We start from the raw sequence: 24,908 nt of genomic DNA, 5'->3' as shown, positions 1-24,908 counted from the left end.
GTTAGGGAGAACACTCTAGGCAGCCGTGACGCGCGGCGCGACTTTCATAAAGGCGGTTTCAACCATGTCTATCCCAACCCCAGGTGCAATGCCCAAGAAGGGTGCTCGTCCAGGCCCTCGCCCGGGCGCACAGCCGGCGGCTAAGGTCGCAAAGAATGATCCGGCCAAATGGGGCCGCGTGGAGGAAGACGGTTCCGTCTTCGTCAATGCTCCCGAAGGCGAGCGCAAGATTGGCGAGTGGAAAGCCGGCACCCCGGCTGAGGGCTTGGCGCACTATGGTGCCCGCTACGATGACCTTTCCACCGAGATTGAGCTGCTGGAAACGCGTTTGAAAGCGCACCCGGGCGAGGCGGAAACCATCAAGGCCACCGCCGCGGAGCTGCGGGAGTCTTTACCTACCGCTGCCGTTATCGGCGATATTGCGGCCTTGGACAAGCGTTTGGGCGCTGTCATCGAGCACTCCGTAAGCGCCGGCGAGCAAGCGCAGGCCGATAAAGCGCGCCGCCGCGCGGAAGGCATCGCGGCCAAGGAGAAGCTCGCGGCAGAGGCCGAGGACATCGCAGCGAACTCCACCGAGTGGAAGGCCGCGGGAGATCGCATCCGCGCCATCCTCGAGGAGTGGAAGCAGATTCGCGGAATCGACCGCAAGACTGACGACGCCCTCTGGAAGCGCTACTCGCGCGCACGCGACTCCTTTAATAGGCGTCGTGGAGCGCACTTCGCGGAGCTAGACCGCAACCGCGCGGCGGCCCGCAAGCGCAAGGAAGAGCTCGTCGAGCGCGCCGTGGCGCTGCAGGATTCCACCGACTGGGCAGCCACCGCGCGCGCCTACCGTGACCTGATGACCGAGTGGAAGGCCGCCGGCCGCGCCCCGCGCGAGGCCGATGACAAGCTGTGGGCGCAGTTCCGCGCTGCGCAGGACCACTTCTTTTCCGCTCGCAACGCCGTCAACGACGAGCGCGATAAGGAATTCGCCGCCAACGCGCAGGCGAAGGACGCCCTGATTGCGGAATACGACTCGCAAATCGATCCTTCCAAGTCCATCGAGGCCGCCAAGGCGAAGCTGCGCGAGCTGCAAGAAAAGTGGGAGGAAATTGGATTCGTCCCACGCAACCAGGTCCGTGAATACGAGGCCAAGATTGAGGCCCTGGAAAAGCGCGTTTCCGCCGCGGAGGATTCCGAGTGGCGCCGTACCGATCCCGAAGCTCAGGCACGCGTGGCGCAGTTCCAGTCCAAGGTTGACGATCTAAACGCGCAAGCCGACGCCGCCGCTGCCAAGGGCAACGCCACGAAGGAGCAGGACCTGCGCGCCCAAGCCGCGCAGTGGCAGGAGTTCGCGGACGCAGCGGCAGCTGCTGTAAATGACAAATAGTTTGCTCGTCCAGATTGTCCCTGGCCGCGGAGAGCCAGCAGATTGCGTCCGTAGCTTCGTCTTCGACGCGAACCTGTATGCGCAGGAGGCCAGCGGTGACCCAGCCGCGTCTTCTGCGCCTTCGCGGGTGGTCCAGCGCCTGCAGGGCTCGAACGAGTCGCAGACCTATCTCTTTGGGCTAACTTCTCCTACCCCACTGGAGGTGGGCGCGCTGGGCTTGCCCACTATTTCCGCGGTGGAGCCCAGCCCGGAGTTGGATTTCGACGGCTTCATCCATATCTCGCTGCCTCTTCTTGAAGAAACACAGAATGCGGAAATCGAGTGCGTTCTCGCGGCGGGCCTGCTGCCCATGCCCGGCGAGGAGCTGTCCGCGGAAGCGCGCGGAGTGACCGAGCAGCTTGTCGACGCCGCCCTCGACCTGGCCCATAAGCTCGGCCGCAGCGTCGCACAGATAGGTATGCTCTACCCTGCCGATGCGGACTACTCTTATGACCCGTTCTCGGGCCCGTATATCGCGCGGGGCTTTGCACAAAAGCACGCCGAGCACCAGATGTTCGTAGAGTTTCCGGATACGCCAGCGCGGCCTTTCCCGGTGGCCTCGCGCAAATTTCATGTCTTTGCCGACTATGACATCCCCGCTGAGTATCTGGATGACATCCTGGAGCTTTTGACCGTGGCCTCCACGGATGCGGTCTACGGCGATTTGAGCACCGAGCCTATTTACTGGACCGCGCAGCGTTTGGAGGAGGCGCATCGCAGGCTGCGGGCACGGCGCTCGCATACTCTTCTGGTTGCGATCGAGGAAGCCGGGCGTATCGTGGCGCTGACGGAGCTTTCCCGGCACGCGGATGCGGACCCGGAGGTCTGTGAGTGGACGCTGACGGTCACCGCCCGCGATAGGCGTCGACGCGGACTGGCCACGGCTGCGAAACTGCACGCACTGCACGAGGTCGCGCGGTGGTGGCCGGACGCGCGCCGAGCATATTGCTCGGTCGCGGATGCGGACCCGGCGATGAACCGCATCTATAAGCACCTAGGCGCGAAGGTTATTTCCACTTCCTCAGCCTGGGAGCTGCATCTCCGCAGTTAAGGACTGAGCATTCGGGGCTTAACGCTTGTGTGCTTGGCGGCGCCGGTCGTCGATAAGCAGCGGATTCTCCTCCGGAGGAAGTGTAGTCGCGGCCTCCGTCTGCAGGACGCCGACTTGATCGAGGGAGCTGGCTGCGGCGCGGGCTTTTTCGGCCGCTGCAATCTGCTCGGGGCTGCGCCTAAAGGCCACGCGGCAGTACGCCAAGAATGCAATCAGGCTAGCGAGCACGCCGACCCACATGCCGATGGAGGCGCCGTCCGCGGTCGAGCCGCGGTACCAGAAGCCCCAGAGGTTAAGAAACAGCGAGATTGCCACCAGCATCCATGCAGCAAGACCGAAGTTTAAGCGGCGGGTGATGACGGTGAGGCTGGTCAGCACGCCGATGCCCAGCAGGGCACACCACCCCGAGATGTTCTCCATGATGGAAATCTTCACGCTCGAGCTGTCCAGACCAAGAACCTCCCAGCCGTGGGCGGTGCCGGCATAGGGCAGAACCAGGTACGCCACCCACGCGACAACCGCTACGATGAGCGCGGTTTTGTAGCCTCCCAGTTCCATCTTCTGGGCGGCAGCGCGCTCGGCGGCGTGGGCGGTGTCGTACTGATTGCTCATGAAATACTCCTTTAGCAGCCGCAGGAATCTTGGGTGGCGGGGGCGCCAACCTGCGGTAGACCCAAACCTACGCCGATAGGCACGGTGGTTGGGGTCTGACCCGCTGCGGACATGTCGCCGGCCTTAGTGCGGCGGTGCTCGGTAACGCCGGAGTCAGCCACGAGGAAGAAGGAACCAGAATCGGTGACGGTGGTATGCACGACGTCGCCTGGGCGGATATCTGCGCTGATGGAAGTGCCGGCGGCGTCGATAGGCGCAAAGTGCACGAGGCGGCCATCGCGGGAACGTCCGGTCAGGCGGTGAGTCTTGTCAGCCTTGCGGCCGCCCTCGGCCTGCACCAGCAGCTCGACGTCGGTGCCAACCAGCTTCGCATTCTCCTCGGCCTGGATGGAGTCCTGCAGCGCGACAAGGCGCTCAAAGCGCTCCTGCACGCTGTGCTTCGGGACCTGCTTTTCCATCTCCGCCGCCGGGGTACCCGGGCGCGGCGAATACTGGAAGGTAAAAGCGGAAGCAAAACGGGCGCGCTTTACCACTTCCATGGTGGCCTCGAAGTCCTCTTCGGTCTCGCCTGGGAAACCGACGATGATGTCAGTGGTGATGGCCGCATGCGGCATCTTCTCGCGGACTTCATCCAGGATGGCGAGGAACTTCTTCGAACGATAAGACCGGCGCATCTCCTTCAAGATGCGGTCGGAGCCAGACTGCAGCGGCATGTGCAGCTGCGGGCACACGGCTGGGGTCTCGGCCATGGCGTCGATGACGTCGGAAGTAAATTCTGCCGGGTGCGGCGAGGTAAAGCGCAGACGCTCCAAGCCCTCGATCTTTCCCACCTCGCGCAGCAGCTTCGAGAACGCGAACTTATCGCGCGGCAGGTCAGGGTCTGCAAAGTTCACGCCATAAGCGTTGACGTTTTGGCCCAGCAGGGTGACCTCGGAGACGCCTTGGTCTACCAGCGCCTTGACCTCGGCCAGGATGTCGCCTGGGCGGCGGTCCTCTTCCTTACCGCGCAGGGAAGGAACGATGCAGAAGGTACAGGTGTTGTTGCAGCCCACCGAGACCGAGACCCAGCCGGCGTAGGCAGACTCGCGCTTTGCAGGGAGCACGGAGGGGAAAGCCTCGAGGGAATCAACGATTTCCACCTGGGCCTCGTCATTGTGGCGCGCGCGTTCGAGCAGCGTAGGAAGGGCACCCATGTTGTGGGTGCCAAAGACCGCATCGACCCACGGCGCATTATCGAGGACGGTGTCTTTGTCCTTTTGCGCCAAGCAGCCGCCCACGGCAATCTGCATGCCGGGGTGATTCTCCTTGGTTTTCTTCAATGCGCCCAGGGTGCCGTATAGGCGCTTATCTGCGTTCTCACGCACCGCGCAGGTATTAAAGACGATGAGGTCGGGCTCGTCGCCGGAGTCGACTGCGCAGTAGCCTGCCTCCTCCAGCAAGCCGGAGATGCGCTCGGAATCGTGCACGTTCATCTGGCAGCCAAAAGTACGCACTTCGTAGGTGCGGGGCGCCTCAGTCTGGGGATTACTCACGTCGGGTCATTCTATCGGCCAAAGCAGCCAACTCATAAACCCTAGGATTCCAGCTCCGCGATGCGCGCATCCAGCGCCGCAATGGCAATCCGCATGGACATGCCTTGGTTGAAACCGCGCCGCGCCAGCACGCCTACGATGCGGCGCAAGTATTTATCACGCTCTGCCCTATCCTCCGGCACCGTTTTCACAGAGCGTGCCTTCTTTACTGCCAAGGCCTGGGCAATGGACTCCTCAGACTCCTCCGTCACCTGTTCCAAGGCCTCACTCCGCAGGGCTTGGGACACGCCCTTTTCCTGCAGCTCGCGATCTAGCACGCGCGCGGATTTACCCCTGCGGGCATGGCGCTGGCGCACCCACTCTTTGGCAAAGGTGGCGTCGTCAAGCAGGCCCACGTGCGTTAGGTCATCGAGGACCATCTCCACCACCTCGGCGTCGAATTCGAGGGCAAGGAGGCGGTCGCCTAATTCCTTGCGCGAACGCGCGCGCTGATCCAGCAACAACAGCGCGCGCGAACGCACCTTGGCTTTGGCTTCTTCTGCTTCGGCATCAAAAAGCCCGCCTCCAGCGGCGCCGGATTCATATTCGGCAAGCGCCTGGCGAAGCTTTTCGAGCTTTTCTGGGGCGGGCTTTGACATTTAGTCGTCGTCGAAGTCGACGTTCGGAACCAAATCGACGGCGTCATCCGTCAAGGAATCGTCCGCACCGGGCACGTCCATGTGGACTTCCTCTCCCGTCGCGGCCGCGGCGCCGATGCCAAGCTTGGTGAAGATCTTCTTCTCAATCTCATCAGCCAGGTCCTTGTTTTCCTTCAGGAAGTTACGGGCCTTCTCTTTACCCTGCCCCAGCTGGTCTCCCTCGTAGGTAAACCAGGAACCGGACTTCTTGATAAAGCCGTGCTCCACGCCAAGGTCGATGATGGAGGACTCACGCGAAATACCCTCGCCGTACATGATGTCGAACTCGGCGATCTTGAAAGGCGGGGAAACCTTGTTCTTTACAATCTTGATCTTGGTGCGGTTACCAATCGCATCCTGGCCATCCTTAAGCGTCTGGATGCGGCGGATATCGCAGCGCACGGAAGCGTAGAACTTCAGCGCCTTACCACCGGTGGTGGTCTCCGGGGAGCCGAACATGACGCCGATCTTCTCGCGCAGCTGGTTGATGAAGATGGCGGTGGTGCCGGAGTTGTACAGCGCGCCGGTCATCTTGCGCAGCGCCTGGGACATCAGGCGGGCCTGCAGGCCGACGTGGGAGTCACCCATCTCGCCTTCGATTTCCGCCTTCGGGGTAAGGGCCGCGACGGAGTCGATAACGATGATGTCGATAGCGCCGGAACGCACGAGCATGTCGGCGATTTCCAGCGCCTGCTCACCGGTATCCGGCTGAGAAACCAGCAGGTTATCCGTATCCACGCCCAAAAGGCGAGCGTACTCAGGGTCGAGGGCGTGCTCGGCGTCGATAAACGCAGCGATGCCACCTTCCTTCTGCGCAGACGCAATCGCGTGCAGCGCAACGGTGGTCTTACCCGAGGATTCTGGGCCGTAAATCTCCACGATGCGCCCGCGCGGGAATCCGCCGATGCCCAGTGCGATGTCGATGGCGGTGTTGCCGGAGGAAATCGCGCGGATTGGGGGACGCTCGTCGTCGCCAAGGCGCATGACAGCACCCTTACCGAAATCCTTCTCAATCATCGCCATCGCGGCGTCGAGCGCCTTCTGGCGGTCATCTCCCTTGCCCGCCGCAGCGGTGGACTTCTTCTTCGTTGCCATTTTTAATTCCTAACGTTGATTTACCTGCGCATCCCACAGGTCCATTGATTTAGACTGCCAAACCTTACCTGCGGTTCCGCAGCAAAAGCTAAGCTAGCGCCGACGCCCGACACCCCAAACCACCTTACACACAAGTGTTCGAAACTAAAATACAAACCCCGCGTGTCCGCCCAGTTTTTAACTCACAAGTCTTCGAATGCGTTCGAACAACTAGAGCGTGGGATAGTCCACGCCTAGGCGGCGGTTTTCCGGAACATCAAAATCGTCGCACAGGCCTTCCCACACCTCGCTTGGGTCTACCCCGCGTTCGATGAGCTCGTCGGCGGTTTCACCGTATTTAGCCAGCACGTGGGAGTGGCTTATCCACTTGCCTTCGGATTCACCGAATTCATCGACTATCAGTTGGTGATACTCCGTCAATCGCATGCCCGCTATCCTACAGGCCGAACTTCCAAGCCCCAGTCCCTGCTCAACACACCCGCCTGAACGCCGTTCAAAAGGCGAGTTTCCCAGCCGCAATGCCAGGCGTGTAATCTGCCCAACATGAAGAAGAACTCTGTCGCGGGCGACATTGCTTACGTTGCCGTCTTTACCGCTCTCATTATTGTCTTCGCGTTCGTTTCGATCCCCAGCCCGGTCTCCGGCGTTCCGATCGTTTTGCAGAACGCCGTCATCACCCTTGCTGGCCTGATTTTGGGCGGGCGCCGTGGCTTCTACGTAGGCCTACTTTTCATCGTTCTGGGTCTCGTTGGCCTACCGGTCCTGGCTGGCGGCCGCAGCGTTTTGAGCGCACTGGCCGGGCCTACTGTGGGCTACATCGCGGGCTATGTCATCTCCCCTGCCGTAGGCGGCGCGATTGCTTACCGCGCCCCGCGCAACAAGGCTGGCATGTGCATCGTCATTGCGCTCGCGGGCATCGTCAGCCTGCTGGTGCAATACACCTGCGGCATCATCGGCATGGCCTTGCGCGCGGGCATGGGCTGGGGCGAGGCCGCACTCGCGCAGATTCCTTTCCTGGGCCCTGACGCACTAAAGCTGGCGGTCATGGTCGTCATCGCGATTGGCGTGCACGCGGCGTTTCCGGATCTGATGGGACGCAATCCCAAGAAGGCATAAATGTCCACCATCGAGTTCCAGAACGTCAGCGTCGCTTTCGACGAAGAAGAGGTTTTAAGCGATATAAACCTCACGCTTTCTGAGCAGCGCATTGCCATCATTGGAGCGAACGGCGGCGGTAAATCCACGCTCACCCGCCTCATCAATGGCCTAGGCGAGCCCACCTCGGGCACCGTGCTTGTCGACGGCGCGGATGTCGCCCGCCACGGAAAAGAAATCCGCCGCAAGGTCGGTTTTGTCTTCTCCGATGCGGAGAACCAAATTGTGATGCCGAACGTGCGTGACGACGTCGCCTTTTCGCTGCGTCGGCTAAAGCTCAGCAAGGCCGAGCGGAACGCGCGCGTGGATGCTGTGCTGGAGCGCTTTGGTCTACGCGAGCTGGCAGACCAGTCGCCGCATACGCTTTCTGGAGGGCAGAAGCAGCTGCTGGCTTTGGCCGCGGTTCTCGTGATGGAGCCGGTGCTTATCATCGCCGACGAACCCACCACTCTTTTGGACCTGCGCAACCGCGACCGCATCCGCCGCGAGTTTGCGCGCTTGGAGCAGCAGCTTATCGTGGTCACGCACGACTTGGATTTCATCCACGATTTCGACCGAGCCATTTGCATCGATGAGCACCGCATTGCTGCCGACGGCGCGCCCGCTGAGGTCATCGACTTCTATCGCTCCCTGATGGCCTCCCGCCCGCTGTAATTTCCGCCCGTTGTAGCAAAGGGAGACATTCGTGCCACAGAATATTCCGCTTGGGTTTTATGTCGATGCCGATACCTTCATCCACCGCTTGCCGGCGTGGGTGAAATTTGTGGTGCTCATCGCTTTCATCATCAGCACCACGATTTTTGCAAAGACCATTCCCGTAGCCGTGGGCTGCGCGGTAGTCGCGCTTGCGGTCTACCCGCTCGCGCGTATCCCTGCGCGCGTGGCTTGGGGCCAGCTTTATCCCCCGCTCTATTTGCTCGTGGCGCTGGCGGCGCTGCAATGGTGGCAGCAAGACCTTGAAACGGCGGTGACCACTTTCTTTAGCATTTATGCCGCCATCGTCGCGGCAGTGCTCCTCACGCTGACTACTAAGGTCTCGGAGATGATGGAGTCTTTTGAGAAGGCGCTCGCGCCTCTTGGCAAGCTGGGGCTGCCGGTGGAAAATATCAGCCTGGCGATGTCACTTACGATCCGCCTCCTGCCGCTGATGCTCGGCACGGTTCAAGAGGTCATGGACGCCCGCAAGGCCCGCGGTGCGGGCACTTCCCTGCTGGCTTTCGGTACTCCGGTGGTCATCCGTTCGATACGCCGCGCCCGAGCCATGGGCGAGGCACTCCAAGCCCGCGGCGTGGGCGACTAGATACCGACTAGATCCACAAAGACCCTCGAGAACTTCTCTCGAGGGTCTTCTTAAAACTAGAGGCTACTGCTCGCCGCGCAGTTCGCGCAGGCGGGCCTGGACGGCGTCGTCAGCAGCGGCGTTAGGCTGCGCCGCCTGGTCCGCTGCAGAACCAGCGGTGCGGTTGCCCTCGATTGCCTGCTGGGAGTTGCCCTCAACAGCCTTGGAGGAACCCATCTCTGCACGAATCTGCTCCAGACGGGAGTGTCCGGCCAGCTGCACGCCTGCCTGCTCCACCTCGTGCATGCGGTTAGCCACGGAGTTCTCCGCCAGCTCCGCCTGGCCCAGGGCCTTGGTGTAGCGGCGCTCAATCTTGTCACGGACGGAATCCAGAGACGGCGTGTTGCCGTTAGCGGTCATCTCGTTCATGGAGTTGAGAGACTCGGAGACCTTCTCCTGCATCTTCGCCTGCTCGAGCTGGGAAAGCAGCTTGGAACGCTCGTTGACCTTTTCACGCAGGGCCATGCCATTGCGCTCGACGGCCTTCTTGGCCTGCTCTGCCTGCTGAAGGGCTTGATCGTGGAGCTTCTTGGTGTCTTCCACAGACTGCTCTGCGGTAACCAGCTGTGCGGCGAAGGCCTCTGCGGCGTTCTCGTACTCGGTGGCCTTGGTGTTATCACCTGCAGCGCGAGCTTTATCAGCAAGCTCCAGCGCCTGGCGGGTATTGCCCTGCAGCTTCTCAATCTCATTCAGGCGGCGGTTGAGCTGCATCTCCAGCTGACGCTGGTTACCGATGACAGCGGCTGCCTGCTGCGAAAGCTCCTGGTGCTGGCGCTGTGCGTCCTCGATGGCCTGCTCGATCTGTACCTTGGGATCAGCGTTTTCTTCGATCTTGGAATCGAAGAGTGCCATCAGGTACTTCCATGCCTTGGAAAATGGATTCGCCATTAGTGTGTTTAAGCCTTCCTAAGTTGCGTTTAACGCGTGACTAAAAGTGTTTCGTTACCCCACCAATACTAACGAAATCCGCGCTCCACTGTGGTGCCCGAAGGCATAAAGTTCACTGTGAGACGCGGAGAGTTTTAAAGCTCCGAAGCAGCAGGTGCGGTGGTTGCCAGTTCCTCGTCCATGGACGGCAGCGCCATGAAACCTGCAGCCTCAATCAAGACGTCAGAAACGCTGACCTCTAGAGCGTGGCAGACGGAGGCCAAAAGCTCGGAGGAAACTTCCTTGCGGCCGCGCTCGAGCTCCGAAAGGTAGCCTGGGGAAACACGCGCGACGCTAGCAAGTTCGCGCAGGGTCACGCCCTTGTCGGCGCGGAATGCGCGAAGGGTCAGCCCCAGAGCCTCACGCAGCAGCGGCTCCGGCGCGCGTTTAGGAGCCTCAACAGCACCTGCCGAGGCGTTGAAAGGCTTTTCAAGAAGTGCAGTAGTAGTGTTCATCAATCTGTACAACGGCGCTGCGGCCGGCTTTGTTCCCGAAAATCCTATTTTTCTTTCAAAGTTGATAGAAGCAGGCTCAAGACCTCTTCCACAGCGGCTTCACGGATCGCGTTACGGCTGCCCGATAGCTGCTGCAGTTGTATGCCATGGGCAGGAACCCCGGGGCCAACGATGCCCACGAAGACCGTTCCCGCGGATTTGCCCTCTTGCGGGTCAGGTCCTGCCACGCCTGTCAGCGATAGCCCCCAGTCCGCGCCGGTCTCGCGCACCGCAGCCTCGGCCATCGCCTGCGCGGTTTTGGCTGAGACCACCCCTTGGGCTTCCAGCTCCTCCACCGGAACCGACAAGAAGTGAGACTTCACCTCGGTAGCATAAGTTACTAATCCACCGCGCAAGACTGCCGACGCCCCCGGGACCGTAGCGAGCGTGGCCGCCGCTAGGCCCGCAGTCAAGGACTCGCAGAAGGATACGGTCTGGTGGCGGTTGCGCAGGGCATCGACAAGCGCGGGCGCAGACATCAGGAGTTCTGCTTCCTACCGTCGATGAGGTACTGCACGCCCGTGACCACAGTGACCACGACGGCGATAAACATGACCACGAAGGAAGGAATGTCCATCCAGCTCGGCAGCGGGCACAGGTACATCGCCACGGCAAGGGACTGCAGGACGGTCTTGAGCTTGCCACCTTTAGACGCCGGGACAACCTTGCCCTGGCGCAGAAGGGCCATGCGCCAGAAGGTGATGCCGAATTCGCGGACAAGGATGACCACGGTGACCCATACCGGCAAAACGCCGATGATGTTGAGGCAGACGAAGGCCGCGGTCATTAAGGCTTTGTCTGCGATAGGGTCGGCGATTTTGCCGAAGTCGGTGATGAGGCCACGGGAACGGGCGATGTCGCCATCGAGTTTGTCCGTAATCATCAACGCGGCGAATACACCAAACGCCCACCAGTCGTGGCCGGCCAGCACCAACCAGACGAATACGGGGATAAATAAGATGCGCAAGCTCGTCAGAATATTGGGTAGATTCCAGTTGGAAACGTGGGGATTTACATCCGACGCCGCCGCCGTTTTCTGCCGAGCCCTAGAGTGATTCACGGACTTTATCCTACCTGTCCTATTAAAGCCGCTGCGGCAAACTCCCCCATCTCTTTAAGATAAGTTCATGAAATACTTCGCAGTCAGCTACGAATACAACCCGCAAAATCCGGCCATCGCGGAAAACCGCCCAGCGCACCGCGAATTCATCGGTGATCTAAATGAAAAGGGCAAAATTTTAGGCTCCGGCCCCTTTACTGATTCCAAGGGCGGTGCACTCATCGTTTTGCAATTTGCCGATGAGGCCACCGAGGTTGCCGAAGCCATCAAAATTATGGACCAAGATCCATTCTTTGTCTGCGGCGCTGTTACTGCGCGCGCATTCCGCGAGTGGAACCCGGTGATTAACTCTTTTGCTTAAAGGTTAGGGCAGTTCGGTCTCTGGCAGATCGGCTGCCTTACCGACGAACTCGCCCGACTTGGTGCGGACGATCTTGTTGCCCTCTTCGTCCCAGTCGTAGTGGTTGTGGGACACGGTGATGCCGCCCTGCGCTTCGTCGCGCTTGTTCTTAAGGACAGAAGACGCGACGGTAAGCCCCAGCACGCCGACGATGACGAGCAGGGAGACCAAGGTCGGAATCTCTGGAATGCCGCCGACGTTTTCACCGCCATTCACGAACGGCAGGTTGTTCTCGTGCAGCGCGTGGAAGAGCAGCTTGATGCCGATGAAGCCCAGGATGATCCCCAAGCCATAAGGCAGGTAAACCAAGCGCTCGAGCAGGCCATCGATGAAGAAGAACATCTGACGCAGGCCCATTAGCGCGAAGGCGTTGGTACTAAAGACCAGGAACGGCTCCGAAGTAATGCCGTAGATGGCTGGGATGGAGTCGAAGGCGAACATGACGTCGATAAGCCCGATGGCGACCAGTGCCACGAACAAAGGCGTCAGAGCCAGCTTGCCCTTCTTCGGGCCGGACTCCTCGCGGTGAGTGAGCTTGTCACCGTGGTAGCGCGGGGTGACGTGGATGACCTTGCGCAGCCACTTGATGATCAGCATGTCATTCGGGTCAGTCTCTTCGGCATCGGTGACCTCGTCCACGATGAGCTTGACCGCGGTGTAGATGAGGAAGATGGCGAAGAGGTAAAACACGTCAGACCAGGCCTGGATGATTGCCGCGCCCAGCATGATGAAGATGAGGCGGAATAGCAGCGCCAACACGATGCCGATGAGCAGCACCTTCTGCTGGAAGCGGCGAGGAATCTTGAACGAACCCATAATCAGCGCGAACACGAAGAGGTTGTCCACGCTCAAGGCTTGCTCAGTCACCCAGCCTGTGTAGAACTGAATGGCGTGCTCGTGATCCCACAGCACCCAGACGATACCACCAAAGATGACGGCCATGCCCATGTAGAACAAGGTCCAGAAGCCGGATTCCTTCATGGAGGGCTCGTGCGGCGAACGCACGTGGCTCAAGAAGTCAAAGATGAAAAAGCCGAGGATGACGGCGATGGTTAGTATCCAAATCCACAAAGGGACATGCATATAGAAATATCCTCCGGTCGAGTAAGAAAAGATTTGACCGGAGGTCTCCCCCAACTCGTCTACTGCGAGCCAGCGAGACCGGGAACTCATTTCCCTGCGGAGTTGCCGTGTTGACGATCATCGCTGTGGAACGGGGTACTCCCCTCCAAGACTTGTACTATCTTACACAAAAGTTAATACCCCACCGCAATGGCTGCGGTGGGGCGAGAAACTTATTGCCTAGAAGGCACCGGAGGACGGGTTATACGTCGCTTGGACAGTGCGCGTGTCCTCGCCACTTGGGGCGGAGGCATCGTCGGCGGAAGAATCTTCCGCCGATTCAGCCTGCGCCATCTCGTCCTGGATTTCCTTCGGCGCCTCTGCTGGGTCGGCGCCCTTGATCATCCAGATGATGGTGTCGAGTTCTTCCGGCTTGACCAGCACCTCACGGGCCTTGGACCCCTCGGATGGGCCCACGACGCCGCGGGATTCCATGAGATCCATCAGGCGGCCCGCCTTGGCGAAACCGATGCGCAGCTTGCGCTGTAGCATCGACGTCGACCCCAGCTGGGAGGTGACAACCAGCTCGACTGCCTCGAGCAGATCGTCCATGTCCTTGCCGATATCGTCGTCGATTTCCTTCTTGGCCTCGGACTTCTTTTCCTCGGTAACGCCCTCGGTGTAGTTGGGCTGGCCTTGGGCCTTCGCGGCGTCGACAACCGCTTGCACCTCTTCGTCGGAGACGAAAGCGCCCTGCATACGCACCGGACGGCCACCCTGCGGAATGAAGAGACCGTCGCCCATGCCGATGAGCTTTTCTGCACCGCCTTGGTCCAAAATGACGCGGGAGTCCGTAAGGGACGAGGTGGCAAATGCCAAGCGGGAAGGAACGTTGGTCTTGATAAGACCGGTGACCACGTCCACGGAAGGTCGCTGGGTTGCGAGCACCAAGTGGATGCCGGCCGCACGCGCCTTCTGGGTGATGCGCACGATGGATTCCTCGATTTCCTTCGGCGCGGTCATCATGAGGTCGGCCAACTCGTCCACGACACAGACGATGTACGGGTACGGGCGCATCTCGCGCTCGGAGCCGAGCGGCGCCTGGTGCGCGCCGGAGATGACCTTGCGGTTATAGTCCTCGATCTTGCGCACGCGGGCAGCCTTCATGTCCATGTAGCGCTGCTCCATCTCCTCGACGAGCCACTGCAGGGCCGCCGCCGCCTTCTTCGGCTGGGTGATAATAGGCGTAATAAGGTGCGGGATGCCCTCGTAAGGAGTCAGCTCCACCATCTTCGGGTCAACGAGGATGAGGCGGACCTGCTCCGGGGTCGCGCGCGTCAGGAGGGAAACCAGCATCGAGTTAACGAAGGCCGACTTACCGGAACCGGTGGCGCCGGCGACGAGCAGGTGCGGCATCTTCTGCACGGAATAGGACGAGTACTCGCCCTCGATGTCTTTGCCCAGGCCGATGAGCATTGGGTCCTCATCACTGGCGATGGCCGGGGAATCCAGAACGTCACGCAGGCGCACCATCTCACGGTCTGCATTCGGTACCTCGATACCCACCGCAGACTTGCCCGGGATTGGGGTCAGCAGGCGCAGGTTGTCCGTCGCCACAGCATAGGCCAGGTTGGACTGCAGGTTCGTAATCTTGGAGACCTTCACGCCTGGTCCCAGCTCGATTTCGTAGCGGGTGACTGTCGGGCCACGGCTAAAGCCGGTGACCTGAGCATTGACCTTGAACTCCTCGAAGACATCGGTAATCGCCTCGATGATGCGGTCGTTGGCCTCGGTGCGGGCCTTGGTGGGCTTGCCCGCGGTCAACAATGCGGTGGTAGGCAGGTCGTAGTCGGACTCGTTGCCCATCGCGCCAACCTGTGCGGCGGCCGGTTGCTGCGCTGCAGGGGCCTGCGCGGCCTGTTGCTGCGCAGCAGGCTCCTCCACGGACTTGCCCGTCGCCGCATCGCGGCCGGAGCGCTGCTGGAATAGGCGCACTGCCTCCGCGTGTGCGGAAGAGACGACGTCGGAAGCAGCGTCCATTGCGGCCGCACCAGCAGCGCCGGCAGCGGCGGCACCAGCAGCGCCGGCAGCGGCGGCACCGGCAGCGCTTGGCGACGCCTTCTTGGCTACAGGCTGAGCCGCAGGTTGTGCGGCTGACTGCTGGACCGGCTGCTGAGTCGGCTGTGCAGATTCTTGACGCTGCGGTGCAGAAGGCAAAACGGTGGTCTGCTCTTCATCACGCACGGCCGGGAACTCGTCGGTGTCCTCGATGTTGCGGGAGCCAGCGAAGTCTGGGCGGCCGTGCTGGACTGGCGCGGGGTTAGAAAAGACTTCGGTGGGCTGGCCGGCCTCGTCAAGCAATGCTTGCTCTTCTTCCTGGGCAGCCGGCTTGGTGCTAGCGGAATCAAAGGACACGGTGGGCTGATTGACCGATTGGTTATCTGCCGGGTAGTTATCCAACGGCGTCGCCAAGCGGCGTGGGGCCTGACGCCGCACGCGACGTGGCTGCGAATGCTGGCGCTTATCACGCGGGGTGCGCTCGCGGCCTTCGGCAATGTCTTCGATGTCATCGTCGACGTGGCCATAGGCATCGTCGACGATGTCCTCGTCATAGTCGCCATAACGCTCGGCCTTCTTCTCGCGCAGGCCCGCCATCAGGTCGTTGAAGAGCGCAGAGAGGTAGTCGAAGGCCTGGCGCAAGGTGATGCCCGTGACGTTCAAAGCGCCGTAGATGATGAGCAGGATCAGCAGCGGCACGGCGACGTAGGCGGAAAATGCTGCCTCCAAAAGCTGGCCTACGGCAAAGCCGATGGCACCGCCGGCGTCTCCAGCCGCGTTATCATGCCAGGAAAGCTTGGGCAGACCGGCGAAGATGTGAATTAGGCCCAGCATCGAGACAACAATGAGGCCGATGCCGCCCATTACGCGGGGCTGCAGACGACCAGCTACGCCGGAAACTCCCATCATCAGCGCCATGGCGAGCGCGATCAGGGCGACCGGCAAGACGTAAGCGCCCGCGCCGATGACATAGCGCACGGCGTCGGTGAGATAGGCGCCGATAACGCCAACGATGTCGAACCAAACCGCGCATGCCAAGACGATGGCTACGCCGATAAGTGTTAAAGCAACGGCATCTGGGTTGGAAATCTGGATGGTGCGCTCTTCGCGCGCGATTGCATCAGGAGCAGTTGCCGGATGCTCATCGAGCTCATGCTCGCGCGCTGCGCGATCTTCTGTGGCCTTTGCGCGGGTCACCTTGTTTTTCTTTTGTTTGCCGCGAGTAGAAATTTCCTCTGGCTCCCTTGCATCGTCGTATGCGAATTCTTCATAGCCTTCTGCCCCGCCGTCACTCGGACGCAGATTGCCAAAACCGCGGCTAACGCCGCGCGTCATATCGCCCATGCCACGCGCGGTGGCACCGAATGCGGCACTTAGGCCACGCCCGACAGCACGAAATGCGCTGCCGGTCCGCTCATAAGAGGGATCAGCAGCGCGGTTGGCGGAAGTAAGCGTCAGGTTCTCTGCCGCATTCCGCGACGTGGACTTGGCCGCTCCAGACCGCCCCGAGGGGCGCGATCGATTCGCAGGACGGGCCGCCCCCTTGCCGGAGCGGCCGCGATGCGAGGCGCGTGACGGTGCGTTTTTGACAGACATGCCAGCCACTCTAGTAGCCCACACCCCACTAATCACATACGCCACACGGGTTTCGAGGAAGTATTTTCCTTAGTTAATGATGCGTCTGCGGGCCCGCGGGGCTACCCGCAGGACGTACGCGGCTATATCTAGCCTAGAGGGTTGACCTAACGACGGCGCTTACGTCACCCTCAATTTTCAGCGAGCAAGCATCGCGGCCAAAGACCCACAGCACGAGCTCTGGAACGGGCCCCATCACGCGGACGACGTCATCGCCGCGATCGGCGACCTTCCTATCGTCCGCGACGACAATACGGCCAAAGTTCTCCGGATACAACACGACCGGCTTGGAAGACTTATTCAGCATGCGTGGCGCGAGCATTTTCAGAGCCTTATGCAGCTCGCCCAAAACCACCGCGGAGAACTCGCGTTGCTCAGTCATGCCATTGGCCCGGCGCACGTCCTCGTGGTGGACAAAGTGCTCGGTGAGATTGATCTTGGAGTCAACAAGACGCATTGGGTTGGCGCGTCCGGCTCCCCTCCCCCAGTCATCGACGAGCTCGGTGAAATCGCGGGCAGCCGCCTGCTCCATCGCGGCGTCGAGACGGCCGGCAAGCTGTGGGACCAGCATGCCCGCCGCAGCGTCGGGACGATTCTCACGCACCCACAGGTGGGCAGCTAGATCGCGGGTGCTCCAGCCCTGGCAGAGGGTGGGAGCGTCTGGTCCGAGCTTATGAAATAGCGTCACCAGCTTGGCGCGCTCAGCAGAAGAAAACGACATGTGCCCCAGCATAGACTGCTGGGGCACATGTCGTCAGACGAGCAAGGCGGCTCGATACGCGCTGCCAAGCCTAAAGGTTTTTAAAGGGACTCGCGGGAAGCCTCTACCTCATCGTCGTCTGCAAGCAACGGACCAGAGTTGGTCGGAATGATGGTCGGCAGGATGACCGGCTCACGCTTGTACTTGGAATCCATGAGCTTGGTGACCTTGCGGCGGACCTTCTGGACCATGCGGTAGGTATCGTTCTCGCCTTCGGCAGCGAGATCGTTCATGGTGTTTTCCACGATCTCGGCAACCTCTGGCACGATTCCACGGTCGTCGTCGGAGAAGCCCGTGGTGGAAACCGCTGGCTTTTCGAGCAGACGCGAGGTGCGGTTGTCGATGACACAGGTGATGGAGACAACGCCGCCAGCGCCCAGGTTGGTGCGGTCTGCCAAGGTATCGGCATCGACGTCACCCATGGAAACACCATCGACGTAGAGGTTACCCACCGTGATCTGGCCAACGACCTCGGCGCGACCCTTGCGCAGGTCTACAACGACGCCGTTTTGGGCGAGAACCACGCGGTCGCGGGCGACGCCAGTAGAGACAGCCAGCTCCTTGTTCGCACGCAGATGGCGCCACTCGCCGTGGACCGGCATAGCGTTCTTCGGACGTGCAGCGTTGTAGAGGAACAAAAGCTCGCCGCCGTAGCCATGGCCGGAAGCGTGAACCTTAGCCTCCTTGTTGGTGACAACCTCGGCACCAATCTGGGAGAGCATGTTCATCACACCGTAGACGGCCTCTTCGTTACCCGGAATTAGGGAGGAAGAGAAGATGATCAGATCGCCATCGCGGACGGTGATCTGGCGGTGCTCGCGACGCGCCATGCGCGACAGTGCCGCCATCGGCTCGCCCTGGGTACCGGTGGTAATCAGAAGGACCTTGTGCGGTGCCATCTTGGCAGCCTCATCGATCGGGACGATGGTGCCGCGTGGAACCTTAAGGAAGCCCATCTTCTCGGCGATTTCCATGTTGCGCATCATGGAACGGCCGTTGAACGCGACCTTGCGGCCAGCGTAAACGGCGGCGTCGATAGCCGCCTGCACGCGGTAGACGTTCGAGGCGAAGGACGCAATGATGACGCGCTGCTTGGCATTGGAGACCAAGCGACGGAAGGTAGCCGGGATATCGCCCTCAGATGCGGAAACGCCTGGGATGTTCGCGTTCGTGGAATCGCAGAGCATGAGGTCGACGCCCTCGTCGCCGTAGCGAGACAGCGCCGGAAGGTCGGTCGGACGGTTATCCAGCGGGGTCTGGTCCAGCTTGATGTCACCAGTGTGGATGATGTTGCCAGCCGGGGTGCCCAGCATGATGCCCAGTGCATCCGGAACGGAGTGATTAACTGCCCAGAAGCGCAGACGGAACGGACCGTAGTTCACGTCGGACTTCTCGTTGACCTCAACGAACTTCGGCTTCTGGCGGTGCTCCTTACACTTCGCCGCAATCAGGGCGATGGTAAAGCGCGATGCCACGATTGGGATATCCGGGCGCAGCTTGAGAAGCCACGGGATAGCACCAATGTGGTCCTCGTGAGCGTGGGTAACCACGACCGCCTTGACCTTGTCGATCTTCTTTTCGATCGGGCCAAAGTCCGGCAAGATAAGGTCCACGCCCGGCTCCCCGGAGGACGGGAAGAGCACGCCACAGTCAATGATGAGCAGCTCGTCCTGGTACTCAAAGACGGTCATGTTACGACCGATCTCAGAAATACCGCCCAGAGCGTAAATGCGCAGGGCATCCTTCGGCTGCTTCGGCGGCTGCGGCAGGCGCTTGGTCAGATCCGCGCCCTGCATGGACTTCGGAACGTTGCGGCGGCCGCGGTTGTTGTTGCGGTTGCCACGGCCACCATTGTTATTGCCGTTATTGCCGTTGTTGTTATTTCCGTTGTTCTCGGCGTTGTTGCCGCCGCGGCCGCGACCGCGACCACCGCGGGAGCCACGGGAACGCGAGCGGCGGTTGCCGCCGTTCGAGTTCTCGGAATTGCCGTTGTTATTGGACTTCTTGTCGCCGGATTCCTGTTTTGGCTCCGAGTTGCTCGGTGCCTGAAAAACCGGCGAAGCCGCCTCGTTGGAGGCGGACTCGGTTTCCGCTGGTGGGCCCGCCTTGCGGGTAACCTTGCGGGAACGGTTACGGGGTTCAGTCATTCTTAAAGGACTCCAGCCTTTTCCATATCACGGCGAAGTTCCTCAATCTCCTGCTCGCTTGCTGCGACAACAGGCAGACGAGGATCTCCGACTTCGATGCCCTGCAGGCGCAGGGCAGCCTTTGCGAGTGTTGCTCCTCCCAAGCGTGCTTGAGCTTGGATGAGCGGGGTCAAAGTTTGTGCATTGATCTCCCTTGCGCGTGCAAGATCGCCTTCTTCGAAGGCATCCAGAAGATCTGCGAGACCGCGCGGTGCTGCATGGCCAACCACGGAGATGACGCCAGATGCGCCCAAGGTCAGCCACGGCAGGTTTAGCGGGTCATCGCCGGAGTACCAGGCGAGGCCGGTCTCCTGAATAAGTGGGGTGGCTGCACCAAGGTTGCCTTTGGCGTCCTTGATGGCCTGAATAGTCGGCAATTCCGCGAGGCGACGGATGGTATCCGTCGCAATCGGAATGCCCGAGCGGCCAGGAATGTCATAGAGACAAATTGGGGTATCAGTTGCCTGAGCAATCGCTGCGAAGTGCGCATACACGCCTTCCTGCGAAGGCTTGGAGTAGTAAGGGGTCACGACGAGCAGGCTGTCTGCTCCCGCTTCTGCGGAAGCCTTTGCCATCTCAATCGAGGTGGCGGTGTTGTTGGTACCTGCTCCAGCGCAGATCTTTGCGCGGTCCCCTACTTCTTCCTTGACGGCCTTGAGCAGCGTTAGCTTTTCATCCAGCGTTGTCGTCGGCGATTCACCGGTGGTACCGCCCAGAATCAAAGAGTCGATACCGTTGTCAACGAGGTGAGCTGCCAGCCGGCGTCCCGCGGCGACATCGAGTTTGCCATCCCCGTCAAACGGGGTGACCATGGCTACTCCGACGCGTCCAAAGGTTTCTACGCCTGTCTTTGCTGTCATACCTGTGCTCATAGCCGTCAAGATTACCCGCTTCCCGCGAAATTTTGTTCATCGGGGTGGTCGCGTGGCGGAACAAGCTATGTCCACCGCCACGGACTTGAGCTAGGCGTATGGGCTCGCTGCCATTTCGGTGCCGTCGGCAAGCTGGGTGATGTGGAAGTCATCGAATACCACCGGCGACTGCTCCTGCAACAGCTTTAGGCAGGCAATAGCTAACTCGCGCATCTCGGTATCCGCCTGCTCTGTGGCACGCGCACCGATGAAGTGACGCCAAGCCCTGTAGTTGCCGGTAACCACGATGCGGCTTTCCGTGAGATTGGGCAACACCGCACGTGCCGCCTGCCGAGCCTGCTTCTTGCGCAGCAGTGCGTTGGGCTCATCTTCTAACTTGCTCTCCAGCGCGCTGAGCAGCTCGTTATAGACAAAGCGAGTTTCATCAACGGCCTGCATAGTAAGCCGCGTCAGCTGCTCGTCTTCAGCAATGAGCTTGGGCAGCACCACCTGAGTTTCCTCCGGGTGGACATAGCGCTGCGAGAGCTGGGAGAAGGAAAAGTGGCGGTGGCGCACCAGCTCATGACTGGCAGAGCGCGACAGGCCGCGGATATACAACGTAGCCGTGGCGTGCTCCAGCAATGCGTCGTGGCCGACCTCCAGAATGTGGCGCAGGTAGGCCGAGTTTGTCGCGGTGCGCGGGTTCGGCTTATCGAAGGACTCGTAGCAAGCCCGGCCAGCAAATTCGACGAGAGCCTCGCCATCGGAGGCTGCCTGTTCCCTCTCCCACTCGATGCCCTGCGGCGGGTGGAACTGCGTTGCCGCGATGAGCTGGACGTCCAGTTCGCTAATGCGTGCCATGTCTAGTGCCTTATGTCTCCCTGATAGTCCGACTTATAGGCCCAAGTACTTCTCAAGACCCACGGTCAGCCCTGGGTGCTCTGCAATCTGGCGAACGCCAACCAGCACGCCCGGGGTGAAGGAAGAACGATCATAGGAATCCTGGCGGATGGTCAAGGACTGCCCCTGGGCGCCAAAGATGACTTCCTCGTGGGCAACCATGCCGCGGGTACGCACGGCGTGGACTGGGACACCGTCGACGTCGGCGCCGCGTGCGCCTTCGAGAGCTTGCTCGGTAGCGTCCGGCATCTGACCTAGGCCTGCTTCCTTGCGGGCGGCCGCAATGCCCTGCGCGGTGTGGATGGCGGTGCCAGAAGGCGCATCCAGCTTGGTTGGGTGGTGGTACTCCACAACCTCGGCGGTCTCGAAGTACTTCGCAGCCTGTGCTGCGAAAAACATGGTCAGCACGGCGGAGATGGCAAAGTTTGGTGCAATCAGGACGTTGCCTGCGCCATCTTGCTTGGTCCACTCCTCGACCTGTGCCAGGCGGTCTGCGTCGAAACCGGTGGTGCCCACGACGCAGTGAATGCCGTTGCCAATGCAGAACTCAAGGTTTGCCATCACCGAAGATGGCTGGGTGAAGTCAACGATAACCTCGGCGTGGCTATCCACCAGCACCTGCAGGTCGGTATCGCGGTCAACCTCAGCGACCAGCTCGAGGTCATCTGCCGCATTAACGCCTTCTACAATCGCCTGACCCACGCGGCCCTTCGCACCCAAAACGCCAACTTTGATAGCCATAAATGCTCCTTTGCCCTGTTCAATATTCAATGTTCGATGTTCAATCTAAATTTAAATACGTATAAGCACGCTACATCTAGCGCAGGCCTTATTGCCTGCCCCAACGCCGACCAGTCTAACGCGCCAGTTGGCAACGCAGACTTTGTGCCATGCGTATCTATATTGCTTCCGTGCTTGTCGACGACGTCGCTCGCGCCCACGATTTCTACGTCAACACCTTGGGATTCAAGGTCAAAGACGATGTCACGCACGGCGACTTCCGTTGGCTCACTGTCACCAACGCCTCCGGTCCAGCCGACGGAAGCGGCATCGAACTCCTGCTAGAGCCCAATGGCCCTCCAGCAGCAGCTCCTTTTACCGAGGCACTCAAAAAAGACGGCATTCCGTTTACCCAGTTCCTGTCTGAGGACGTGCAGGCCGAGTACGAAAAGCTCAGCGCAAAGGGCGTTAATTTCACCATGGAGCCAACCGACGTCGGCCCTTCCATCATCGCCGTCTTCGACGACACAGTGGGCAACCTGATTCAGCTAGTCCAGCTCAAGCATTAAAGCCTTTCAAAACTAACAAGACACAAAAATCTCCTCCCTCAACATTTCACGCCGCAATAGCAGCGCCAGCTTAAACTTTAAGCAGATGTTGAGCGGAGGAGATTTTCTATTTTGGAATGCTCAAGGCTTTAGGTCATAAGGCCTAAGGCCTGAAGCCTGAAGCCTTAAGCCTCTTCGACTGGAACCAGGGAGATCTTTCCGCGGTTGTCGATGTCTGCGATTTCGACCTGAATCTTATCGCCGACGTTGACGACGTCCTCGACCTTCTCGATGCGCTCGTCGCCGCCGAGCTTCGAGATGTGGATAAGGCCATCGCGGCCCGGGGTCAGGGAGACGAAGGCACCGAAGGCGACGGTCTTAACGACGGTGCCCAAAAAGCGCTCGCCGACCTTCGGCAGCTGCGGGTTAGCGATGGAGTTAACCTTCTCGATCGCGGCGTCGGCAGCCTCGCCCGTGGCAGCAGAGATGTAGACGGTGCCGTCTTCCTCGATGGAAACCTCAGCGCCGGTCTCCTCCGTAATCGAGTTGATGGTCTTGCCCTTCGGACCGATGAGCTCGCCGATCTTGTTGATCGGAATCTTCACGGAAGTGATCTTCGGAGCCAGACCAGACATCTCGTCTGGTCCTTCGATGACCTCAGCCATGGTCTCCAGGATGGTGGCGCGGGCGTCGCGAGCCTGCTCCAGTGCCTTAGCCAGGACCTTGGACGGGATGCCATCGAGCTTGGTGTCCAGCTGCAGCGCGGTGATGAACTCGGAGGTACCTGCGACCTTGAAGTCCATGTCACCGAATGCATCCTCGGCGCCCAGGATGTCAGTCAGAGCGACGAACTTCTCCTTGCCGTCTACCTCACCGGAAACCAGGCCCATTGCGATACCTGCAACCGGGGCCTTCAGCGGCACACCAGCGTTGTACAGGGACAGCGTGGAAGCACAAACGGAGCCCATGGAAGTAGAACCGTTGGAGCCGAGGGCCTCAGAGACCTGACGGATGGCGTACGGGAAGTCCTCACGGGAAGGGATGACCGGCAGCAGGGCACGCTCGGCAAGAGCACCGTGGCCGATCTCGCGGCGCTTCGGGGAGCCAACGCGGCCGGTCTCACCGGTGGAGTACGGCGGGAAGTTGTAGTGGTGCATGTAGCGCTTGCCCGTGACCGGAGTCAGGGAATCGATCTGCTGCTCCATCTTGAGCATGTCCAGGGTGGTAACGCCCAGGATCTGGGTCTCACCGCGCTCGAAAAGGGAGGAACCGTGTGCGCGTGGGATGAGGTCAACCTCGACGCCCAGGTCACGGATGTCGGTGACGCCACGGCCGTCGATACGGAAGCCCTCGGTGAGGATCTTCTTGCGCACGATGGCCTTCATGACAGCGTTATACGCAGCGCGGATCTGCTTGGAGGCATCCTCATCCTCAAACTTCTCGAGGAGATCCGCCTCGACCTGCTCCATGTACTCGTTGGTAGCGTCGTCACGGTCCTGCTTGCCAGGGATGGTCATCAGCTTCTCCAGCTTCTTGGAGGCTGCCTTTTCCACGGCGGCAAATACGTCATCGGTGTACGGCGGGAAGAGTGGGAACTCCTGGGTTTCTTTCGCTGCGCGCTCAGCCAGACCTGCCTGCGCCTCGCACAGGGTCTTGATGAATGGTTTTGCTGCTTCAAGGCCTGCTGCAACGGTGGATTCCTGCGGTGCCGGTGCGCCTTCCTTGATGCGCTCTGCAACGTTGATACCAGCGCCTGCCTCAACCATCATGATGGCAACGTCTTCCTTGCGGCCCTTCTTCACAATGCGGCCGGCGACGACCATCTCGAACAGCGCACGCTCGTGCTGCTCGTGGTTCGGGAACGCAACCCACTGGCCTTCTGGATGCTTGTCATCAGCGATAAGCGCCATGCGCACGCCGCCGACGGCGCCGGATACCGGCAGGCCGGAAAGCTGGGTGGAAGCAGATGCACCGTTGATGGCGATGACGTCGTAGTACTCCTCCGGTGCCATGGAAAGCACCGTGACAACGACCTGCACCTCGTTGCGCAGGCCCTTGACAAAGGTCGGGCGCAGTGGACGGTCGATCAGGCGGCAGGCCAGGATGGCTTCGGTGGAGGGACGGCCTTCGCGGCGGAAGAAGGAGCCCGGAATCTTGCCGGCTGCGTACATGCGCTCCTCGACGTCCACGGTCAGCGGGAAGAAGTCGAAGCCCTCACGCGGCTGGTTGGAGGCGGTGGTGGTGGACAGAAGCATGGTGTCCTCGTCCAGGTAAGTGGTGACAGAGCCGCCCGCCTGACGAGCCAGCTGGCCAGTCTCGAAACGGATGGTGCGGGTGCCAAAATCGCCATTGTCAAGGGTGGCGATTGCTTCGGTGATACCGAATTCTTCATCAATGTTGAACTCAACGGCGTTCTTAGCGCTCATTAAAGTCGT

At 60.5% G+C, this 24,908-nt stretch carries 24 protein-coding genes; 7 read left to right on the top strand and 17 right to left on the bottom strand.

Annotated features, from left to right (window positions below; translation table 11 throughout):
- Positions 1–64: 64 nt before the first annotated feature.
- Together HMPREF2692_RS10640 and HMPREF2692_RS10635 are read left to right on the top strand one after the other, a co-directional pair.
- Entirely contained in the window at positions 65–1,372 is a 1,308-nt protein-coding gene (locus HMPREF2692_RS10640; protein ID WP_070823575.1) for a DUF349 domain-containing protein, read from the top strand.
- A complete protein-coding gene (locus HMPREF2692_RS10635; RefSeq protein ID WP_246823446.1) occupies positions 1,362–2,462 on the top strand; it encodes a GNAT family N-acetyltransferase in 1,101 nt (366 codons plus the stop codon). The genes HMPREF2692_RS10640 and HMPREF2692_RS10635 overlap by 11 nt, the downstream gene beginning before the upstream one ends.
- 18 nt (positions 2,463–2,480) lie before the next feature.
- Here HMPREF2692_RS10635 and HMPREF2692_RS10630 read toward each other — a convergent pair whose 3' ends face one another.
- The 5 genes from HMPREF2692_RS10630 to HMPREF2692_RS10610 all read right to left on the bottom strand — a co-directional run bounded on the left by HMPREF2692_RS10630 (position 2,481) and on the right by HMPREF2692_RS10610 (position 6,804).
- A complete protein-coding gene (locus tag HMPREF2692_RS10630; RefSeq protein ID WP_070823574.1) occupies positions 2,481–3,074 on the bottom strand; it encodes an Rv2732c family membrane protein in 594 nt (197 codons plus the stop codon).
- A gap of 11 nt (positions 3,075–3,085) precedes the next feature.
- On the bottom strand, positions 3,086–4,606 hold the full coding sequence (miaB, locus tag HMPREF2692_RS10625; RefSeq protein WP_083323835.1) for a tRNA (N6-isopentenyl adenosine(37)-C2)-methylthiotransferase MiaB: 1,521 nt from the start codon (positions 4,604–4,606) through the stop codon (positions 3,086–3,088).
- 41 nt (positions 4,607–4,647) lie between these two features.
- A complete protein-coding gene (recX, locus tag HMPREF2692_RS10620) occupies positions 4,648–5,244 on the bottom strand; it encodes a recombination regulator RecX (protein ID WP_061923048.1) in 597 nt (198 codons plus the stop codon).
- A complete protein-coding gene (gene recA, locus HMPREF2692_RS10615; protein ID WP_061923051.1) occupies positions 5,245–6,378 on the bottom strand; it encodes a recombinase RecA in 1,134 nt (377 codons plus the stop codon).
- A 210-nt stretch (positions 6,379–6,588) separates the two neighbouring features.
- Positions 6,589–6,804, bottom strand: a complete 216-nt coding sequence (locus HMPREF2692_RS10610) for a DUF3046 domain-containing protein (RefSeq protein WP_061923053.1) — start codon at positions 6,802–6,804, stop codon at positions 6,589–6,591.
- 117 nt (positions 6,805–6,921) lie between these two features.
- On the opposite strand from HMPREF2692_RS10610, the gene HMPREF2692_RS10605 reads away from it, so the two are divergent.
- From HMPREF2692_RS10605 to HMPREF2692_RS10595, 3 genes are read left to right on the top strand one after another with little or no spacing between them, the layout of a single operon-like run.
- Positions 6,922–7,494, top strand: coding sequence for a biotin transporter BioY (locus HMPREF2692_RS10605; protein ID WP_070823573.1), 573 nt, complete (start codon positions 6,922–6,924; stop codon positions 7,492–7,494).
- Positions 7,495–8,187: an energy-coupling factor ABC transporter ATP-binding protein gene (locus HMPREF2692_RS10600; protein WP_061923060.1), complete on the top strand. Its 693-nt coding sequence runs from the start codon at positions 7,495–7,497 to the stop codon at positions 8,185–8,187.
- A 31-nt stretch (positions 8,188–8,218) separates the two neighbouring features.
- Entirely contained in the window at positions 8,219–8,833 is a 615-nt protein-coding gene (locus HMPREF2692_RS10595) for an energy-coupling factor transporter transmembrane component T family protein (protein WP_062044124.1), read from the top strand.
- A gap of 63 nt (positions 8,834–8,896) precedes the next feature.
- On the opposite strand, the gene HMPREF2692_RS10590 is transcribed toward HMPREF2692_RS10595, so the two are convergent.
- The 4 genes from HMPREF2692_RS10590 to pgsA form a co-directional block, all read right to left on the bottom strand.
- Positions 8,897–9,760 (bottom strand): PspA/IM30 family protein, encoded by an 864-nt coding sequence (locus tag HMPREF2692_RS10590; protein ID WP_061923070.1) that lies wholly within the window; start codon positions 9,758–9,760, stop codon positions 8,897–8,899.
- A gap of 134 nt (positions 9,761–9,894) precedes the next feature.
- Positions 9,895–10,254, bottom strand: coding sequence for a helix-turn-helix domain-containing protein (locus tag HMPREF2692_RS10585; RefSeq protein ID WP_061923073.1), 360 nt, complete (start codon positions 10,252–10,254; stop codon positions 9,895–9,897).
- Between the two features lie 44 nt (positions 10,255–10,298).
- Positions 10,299–10,772 carry a CinA family protein gene (locus tag HMPREF2692_RS10580; RefSeq protein ID WP_061923076.1) on the bottom strand — a complete coding sequence of 158 codons (474 nt, stop codon included), beginning with the start codon at positions 10,770–10,772 and terminating at the stop codon, positions 10,299–10,301.
- Entirely contained in the window at positions 10,772–11,353 is a 582-nt protein-coding gene (gene pgsA, locus HMPREF2692_RS10575; RefSeq protein WP_061923079.1) for a CDP-diacylglycerol--glycerol-3-phosphate 3-phosphatidyltransferase, read from the bottom strand. The genes HMPREF2692_RS10580 and pgsA overlap by 1 nt, the downstream gene beginning before the upstream one ends.
- A gap of 67 nt (positions 11,354–11,420) precedes the next feature.
- On the opposite strand from pgsA, the gene HMPREF2692_RS10570 reads away from it, so the two are divergent.
- Positions 11,421–11,714 (top strand): YciI family protein, encoded by a 294-nt coding sequence (locus tag HMPREF2692_RS10570; protein ID WP_061923082.1) that lies wholly within the window; start codon positions 11,421–11,423, stop codon positions 11,712–11,714.
- Positions 11,715–11,717: 3 nt separating this feature from the next.
- Here the strand turns inward: HMPREF2692_RS10570 and HMPREF2692_RS10565 are convergent, their stop codons facing one another.
- From HMPREF2692_RS10565 to dapB, 7 genes are all read right to left on the bottom strand, one after another.
- The gene (locus HMPREF2692_RS10565; RefSeq protein WP_061923085.1) at positions 11,718–12,836 is read right to left on the bottom strand and encodes a TerC family protein; all 1,119 of its coding nucleotides are present in this window, start codon (positions 12,834–12,836) and stop codon (positions 11,718–11,720) included.
- A 219-nt stretch (positions 12,837–13,055) separates the two neighbouring features.
- The gene (locus tag HMPREF2692_RS10560) at positions 13,056–16,469 is read right to left on the bottom strand and encodes an FtsK/SpoIIIE family DNA translocase (protein ID WP_083323834.1); all 3,414 of its coding nucleotides are present in this window, start codon (positions 16,467–16,469) and stop codon (positions 13,056–13,058) included.
- Between the two features lie 133 nt (positions 16,470–16,602).
- Positions 16,603–17,241 (bottom strand): TIGR03085 family metal-binding protein, encoded by a 639-nt coding sequence (locus HMPREF2692_RS10555; protein ID WP_070518809.1) that lies wholly within the window; start codon positions 17,239–17,241, stop codon positions 16,603–16,605.
- Positions 17,242–17,309: 68 nt separating this feature from the next.
- Entirely contained in the window at positions 17,310–19,415 is a 2,106-nt protein-coding gene (locus HMPREF2692_RS10550) for a ribonuclease J (RefSeq protein ID WP_083323833.1), read from the bottom strand.
- Between the two features lie 2 nt (positions 19,416–19,417).
- Complete coding sequence (gene dapA, locus HMPREF2692_RS10545; protein ID WP_070518810.1) at positions 19,418–20,326, bottom strand: 4-hydroxy-tetrahydrodipicolinate synthase; 909 nt, start codon at positions 20,324–20,326, stop codon at positions 19,418–19,420.
- Positions 20,327–20,416: 90 nt separating this feature from the next.
- Positions 20,417–21,166, bottom strand: a complete 750-nt coding sequence (thyX, locus tag HMPREF2692_RS10540) for an FAD-dependent thymidylate synthase (protein WP_070823571.1) — start codon at positions 21,164–21,166, stop codon at positions 20,417–20,419.
- Between the two features lie 33 nt (positions 21,167–21,199).
- A complete protein-coding gene (dapB, locus tag HMPREF2692_RS10535) occupies positions 21,200–21,946 on the bottom strand; it encodes a 4-hydroxy-tetrahydrodipicolinate reductase (RefSeq protein WP_070588380.1) in 747 nt (248 codons plus the stop codon).
- Positions 21,947–22,095: 149 nt separating this feature from the next.
- Between dapB and HMPREF2692_RS10530 the strand changes: the two genes are divergently transcribed.
- Complete coding sequence (locus HMPREF2692_RS10530) at positions 22,096–22,494, top strand: VOC family protein (RefSeq protein ID WP_061923103.1); 399 nt, start codon at positions 22,096–22,098, stop codon at positions 22,492–22,494.
- 164 nt (positions 22,495–22,658) lie between these two features.
- Here HMPREF2692_RS10530 and HMPREF2692_RS10525 read toward each other — a convergent pair whose 3' ends face one another.
- Positions 22,659–24,899: a polyribonucleotide nucleotidyltransferase gene (locus HMPREF2692_RS10525; protein WP_070823569.1), complete on the bottom strand. Its 2,241-nt coding sequence runs from the start codon at positions 24,897–24,899 to the stop codon at positions 22,659–22,661.
- Positions 24,900–24,908: the final 9 nt, after the last annotated feature.

The sequence above is a fragment of the Corynebacterium sp. HMSC036D03 genome, assembly GCF_001836185.1.
Taxonomy (GTDB): domain Bacteria; phylum Actinomycetota; class Actinomycetes; order Mycobacteriales; family Mycobacteriaceae; genus Corynebacterium; species Corynebacterium simulans.
This window is presented reverse-complemented; position numbering and strand designations above follow the sequence as displayed.

Bases quoted from the DNA above. Each gene is read 5' to 3' on its own strand.
- HMPREF2692_RS10640 (WP_070823575.1), top strand. From the start codon at position 65: ATGTCTATCCCAACCCCAGGTGCAATGCCCAAGAAGGGTGCTCGTCCA.
- HMPREF2692_RS10635 (WP_246823446.1), top strand. From the start codon at position 1,362: ATGACAAATAGTTTGCTCGTCCAGATTGTCCCTGGCCGCGGAGAGCCA.
- HMPREF2692_RS10630 (WP_070823574.1), bottom strand. From the start codon at position 3,074: ATGAGCAATCAGTACGACACCGCCCACGCCGCCGAGCGCGCTGCCGCC.
- recX (WP_061923048.1), bottom strand. From the start codon at position 5,244: ATGTCAAAGCCCGCCCCAGAAAAGCTCGAAAAGCTTCGCCAGGCGCTT.
- recA (WP_061923051.1), bottom strand. From the start codon at position 6,378: ATGGCAACGAAGAAGAAGTCCACCGCTGCGGCGGGCAAGGGAGATGAC.
- HMPREF2692_RS10610 (WP_061923053.1), bottom strand. From the start codon at position 6,804: ATGCGATTGACGGAGTATCACCAACTGATAGTCGATGAATTCGGTGAA.
- HMPREF2692_RS10605 (WP_070823573.1), top strand. From the start codon at position 6,922: ATGAAGAAGAACTCTGTCGCGGGCGACATTGCTTACGTTGCCGTCTTT.
- HMPREF2692_RS10600 (WP_061923060.1), top strand. From the start codon at position 7,495: ATGTCCACCATCGAGTTCCAGAACGTCAGCGTCGCTTTCGACGAAGAA.
- HMPREF2692_RS10590 (WP_061923070.1), bottom strand. From the start codon at position 9,760: ATGGCGAATCCATTTTCCAAGGCATGGAAGTACCTGATGGCACTCTTC.
- HMPREF2692_RS10585 (WP_061923073.1), bottom strand. From the start codon at position 10,254: ATGAACACTACTACTGCACTTCTTGAAAAGCCTTTCAACGCCTCGGCA.
- HMPREF2692_RS10580 (WP_061923076.1), bottom strand. From the start codon at position 10,772: ATGTCTGCGCCCGCGCTTGTCGATGCCCTGCGCAACCGCCACCAGACC.
- HMPREF2692_RS10570 (WP_061923082.1), top strand. From the start codon at position 11,421: ATGAAATACTTCGCAGTCAGCTACGAATACAACCCGCAAAATCCGGCC.
- HMPREF2692_RS10565 (WP_061923085.1), bottom strand. From the start codon at position 12,836: ATGCATGTCCCTTTGTGGATTTGGATACTAACCATCGCCGTCATCCTC.
- HMPREF2692_RS10560 (WP_083323834.1), bottom strand. From the start codon at position 16,469: ATGTCTGTCAAAAACGCACCGTCACGCGCCTCGCATCGCGGCCGCTCC.
- HMPREF2692_RS10555 (WP_070518809.1), bottom strand. From the start codon at position 17,241: ATGCTGGGGCACATGTCGTTTTCTTCTGCTGAGCGCGCCAAGCTGGTG.
- HMPREF2692_RS10550 (WP_083323833.1), bottom strand. From the start codon at position 19,415: ATGACTGAACCCCGTAACCGTTCCCGCAAGGTTACCCGCAAGGCGGGC.
- dapA (WP_070518810.1), bottom strand. From the start codon at position 20,326: ATGAGCACAGGTATGACAGCAAAGACAGGCGTAGAAACCTTTGGACGC.
- thyX (WP_070823571.1), bottom strand. From the start codon at position 21,166: ATGGCACGCATTAGCGAACTGGACGTCCAGCTCATCGCGGCAACGCAG.
- dapB (WP_070588380.1), bottom strand. From the start codon at position 21,946: ATGGCTATCAAAGTTGGCGTTTTGGGTGCGAAGGGCCGCGTGGGTCAG.
- HMPREF2692_RS10530 (WP_061923103.1), top strand. From the start codon at position 22,096: ATGCGTATCTATATTGCTTCCGTGCTTGTCGACGACGTCGCTCGCGCC.
- HMPREF2692_RS10525 (WP_070823569.1), bottom strand. From the start codon at position 24,899: ATGAGCGCTAAGAACGCCGTTGAGTTCAACATTGATGAAGAATTCGGT.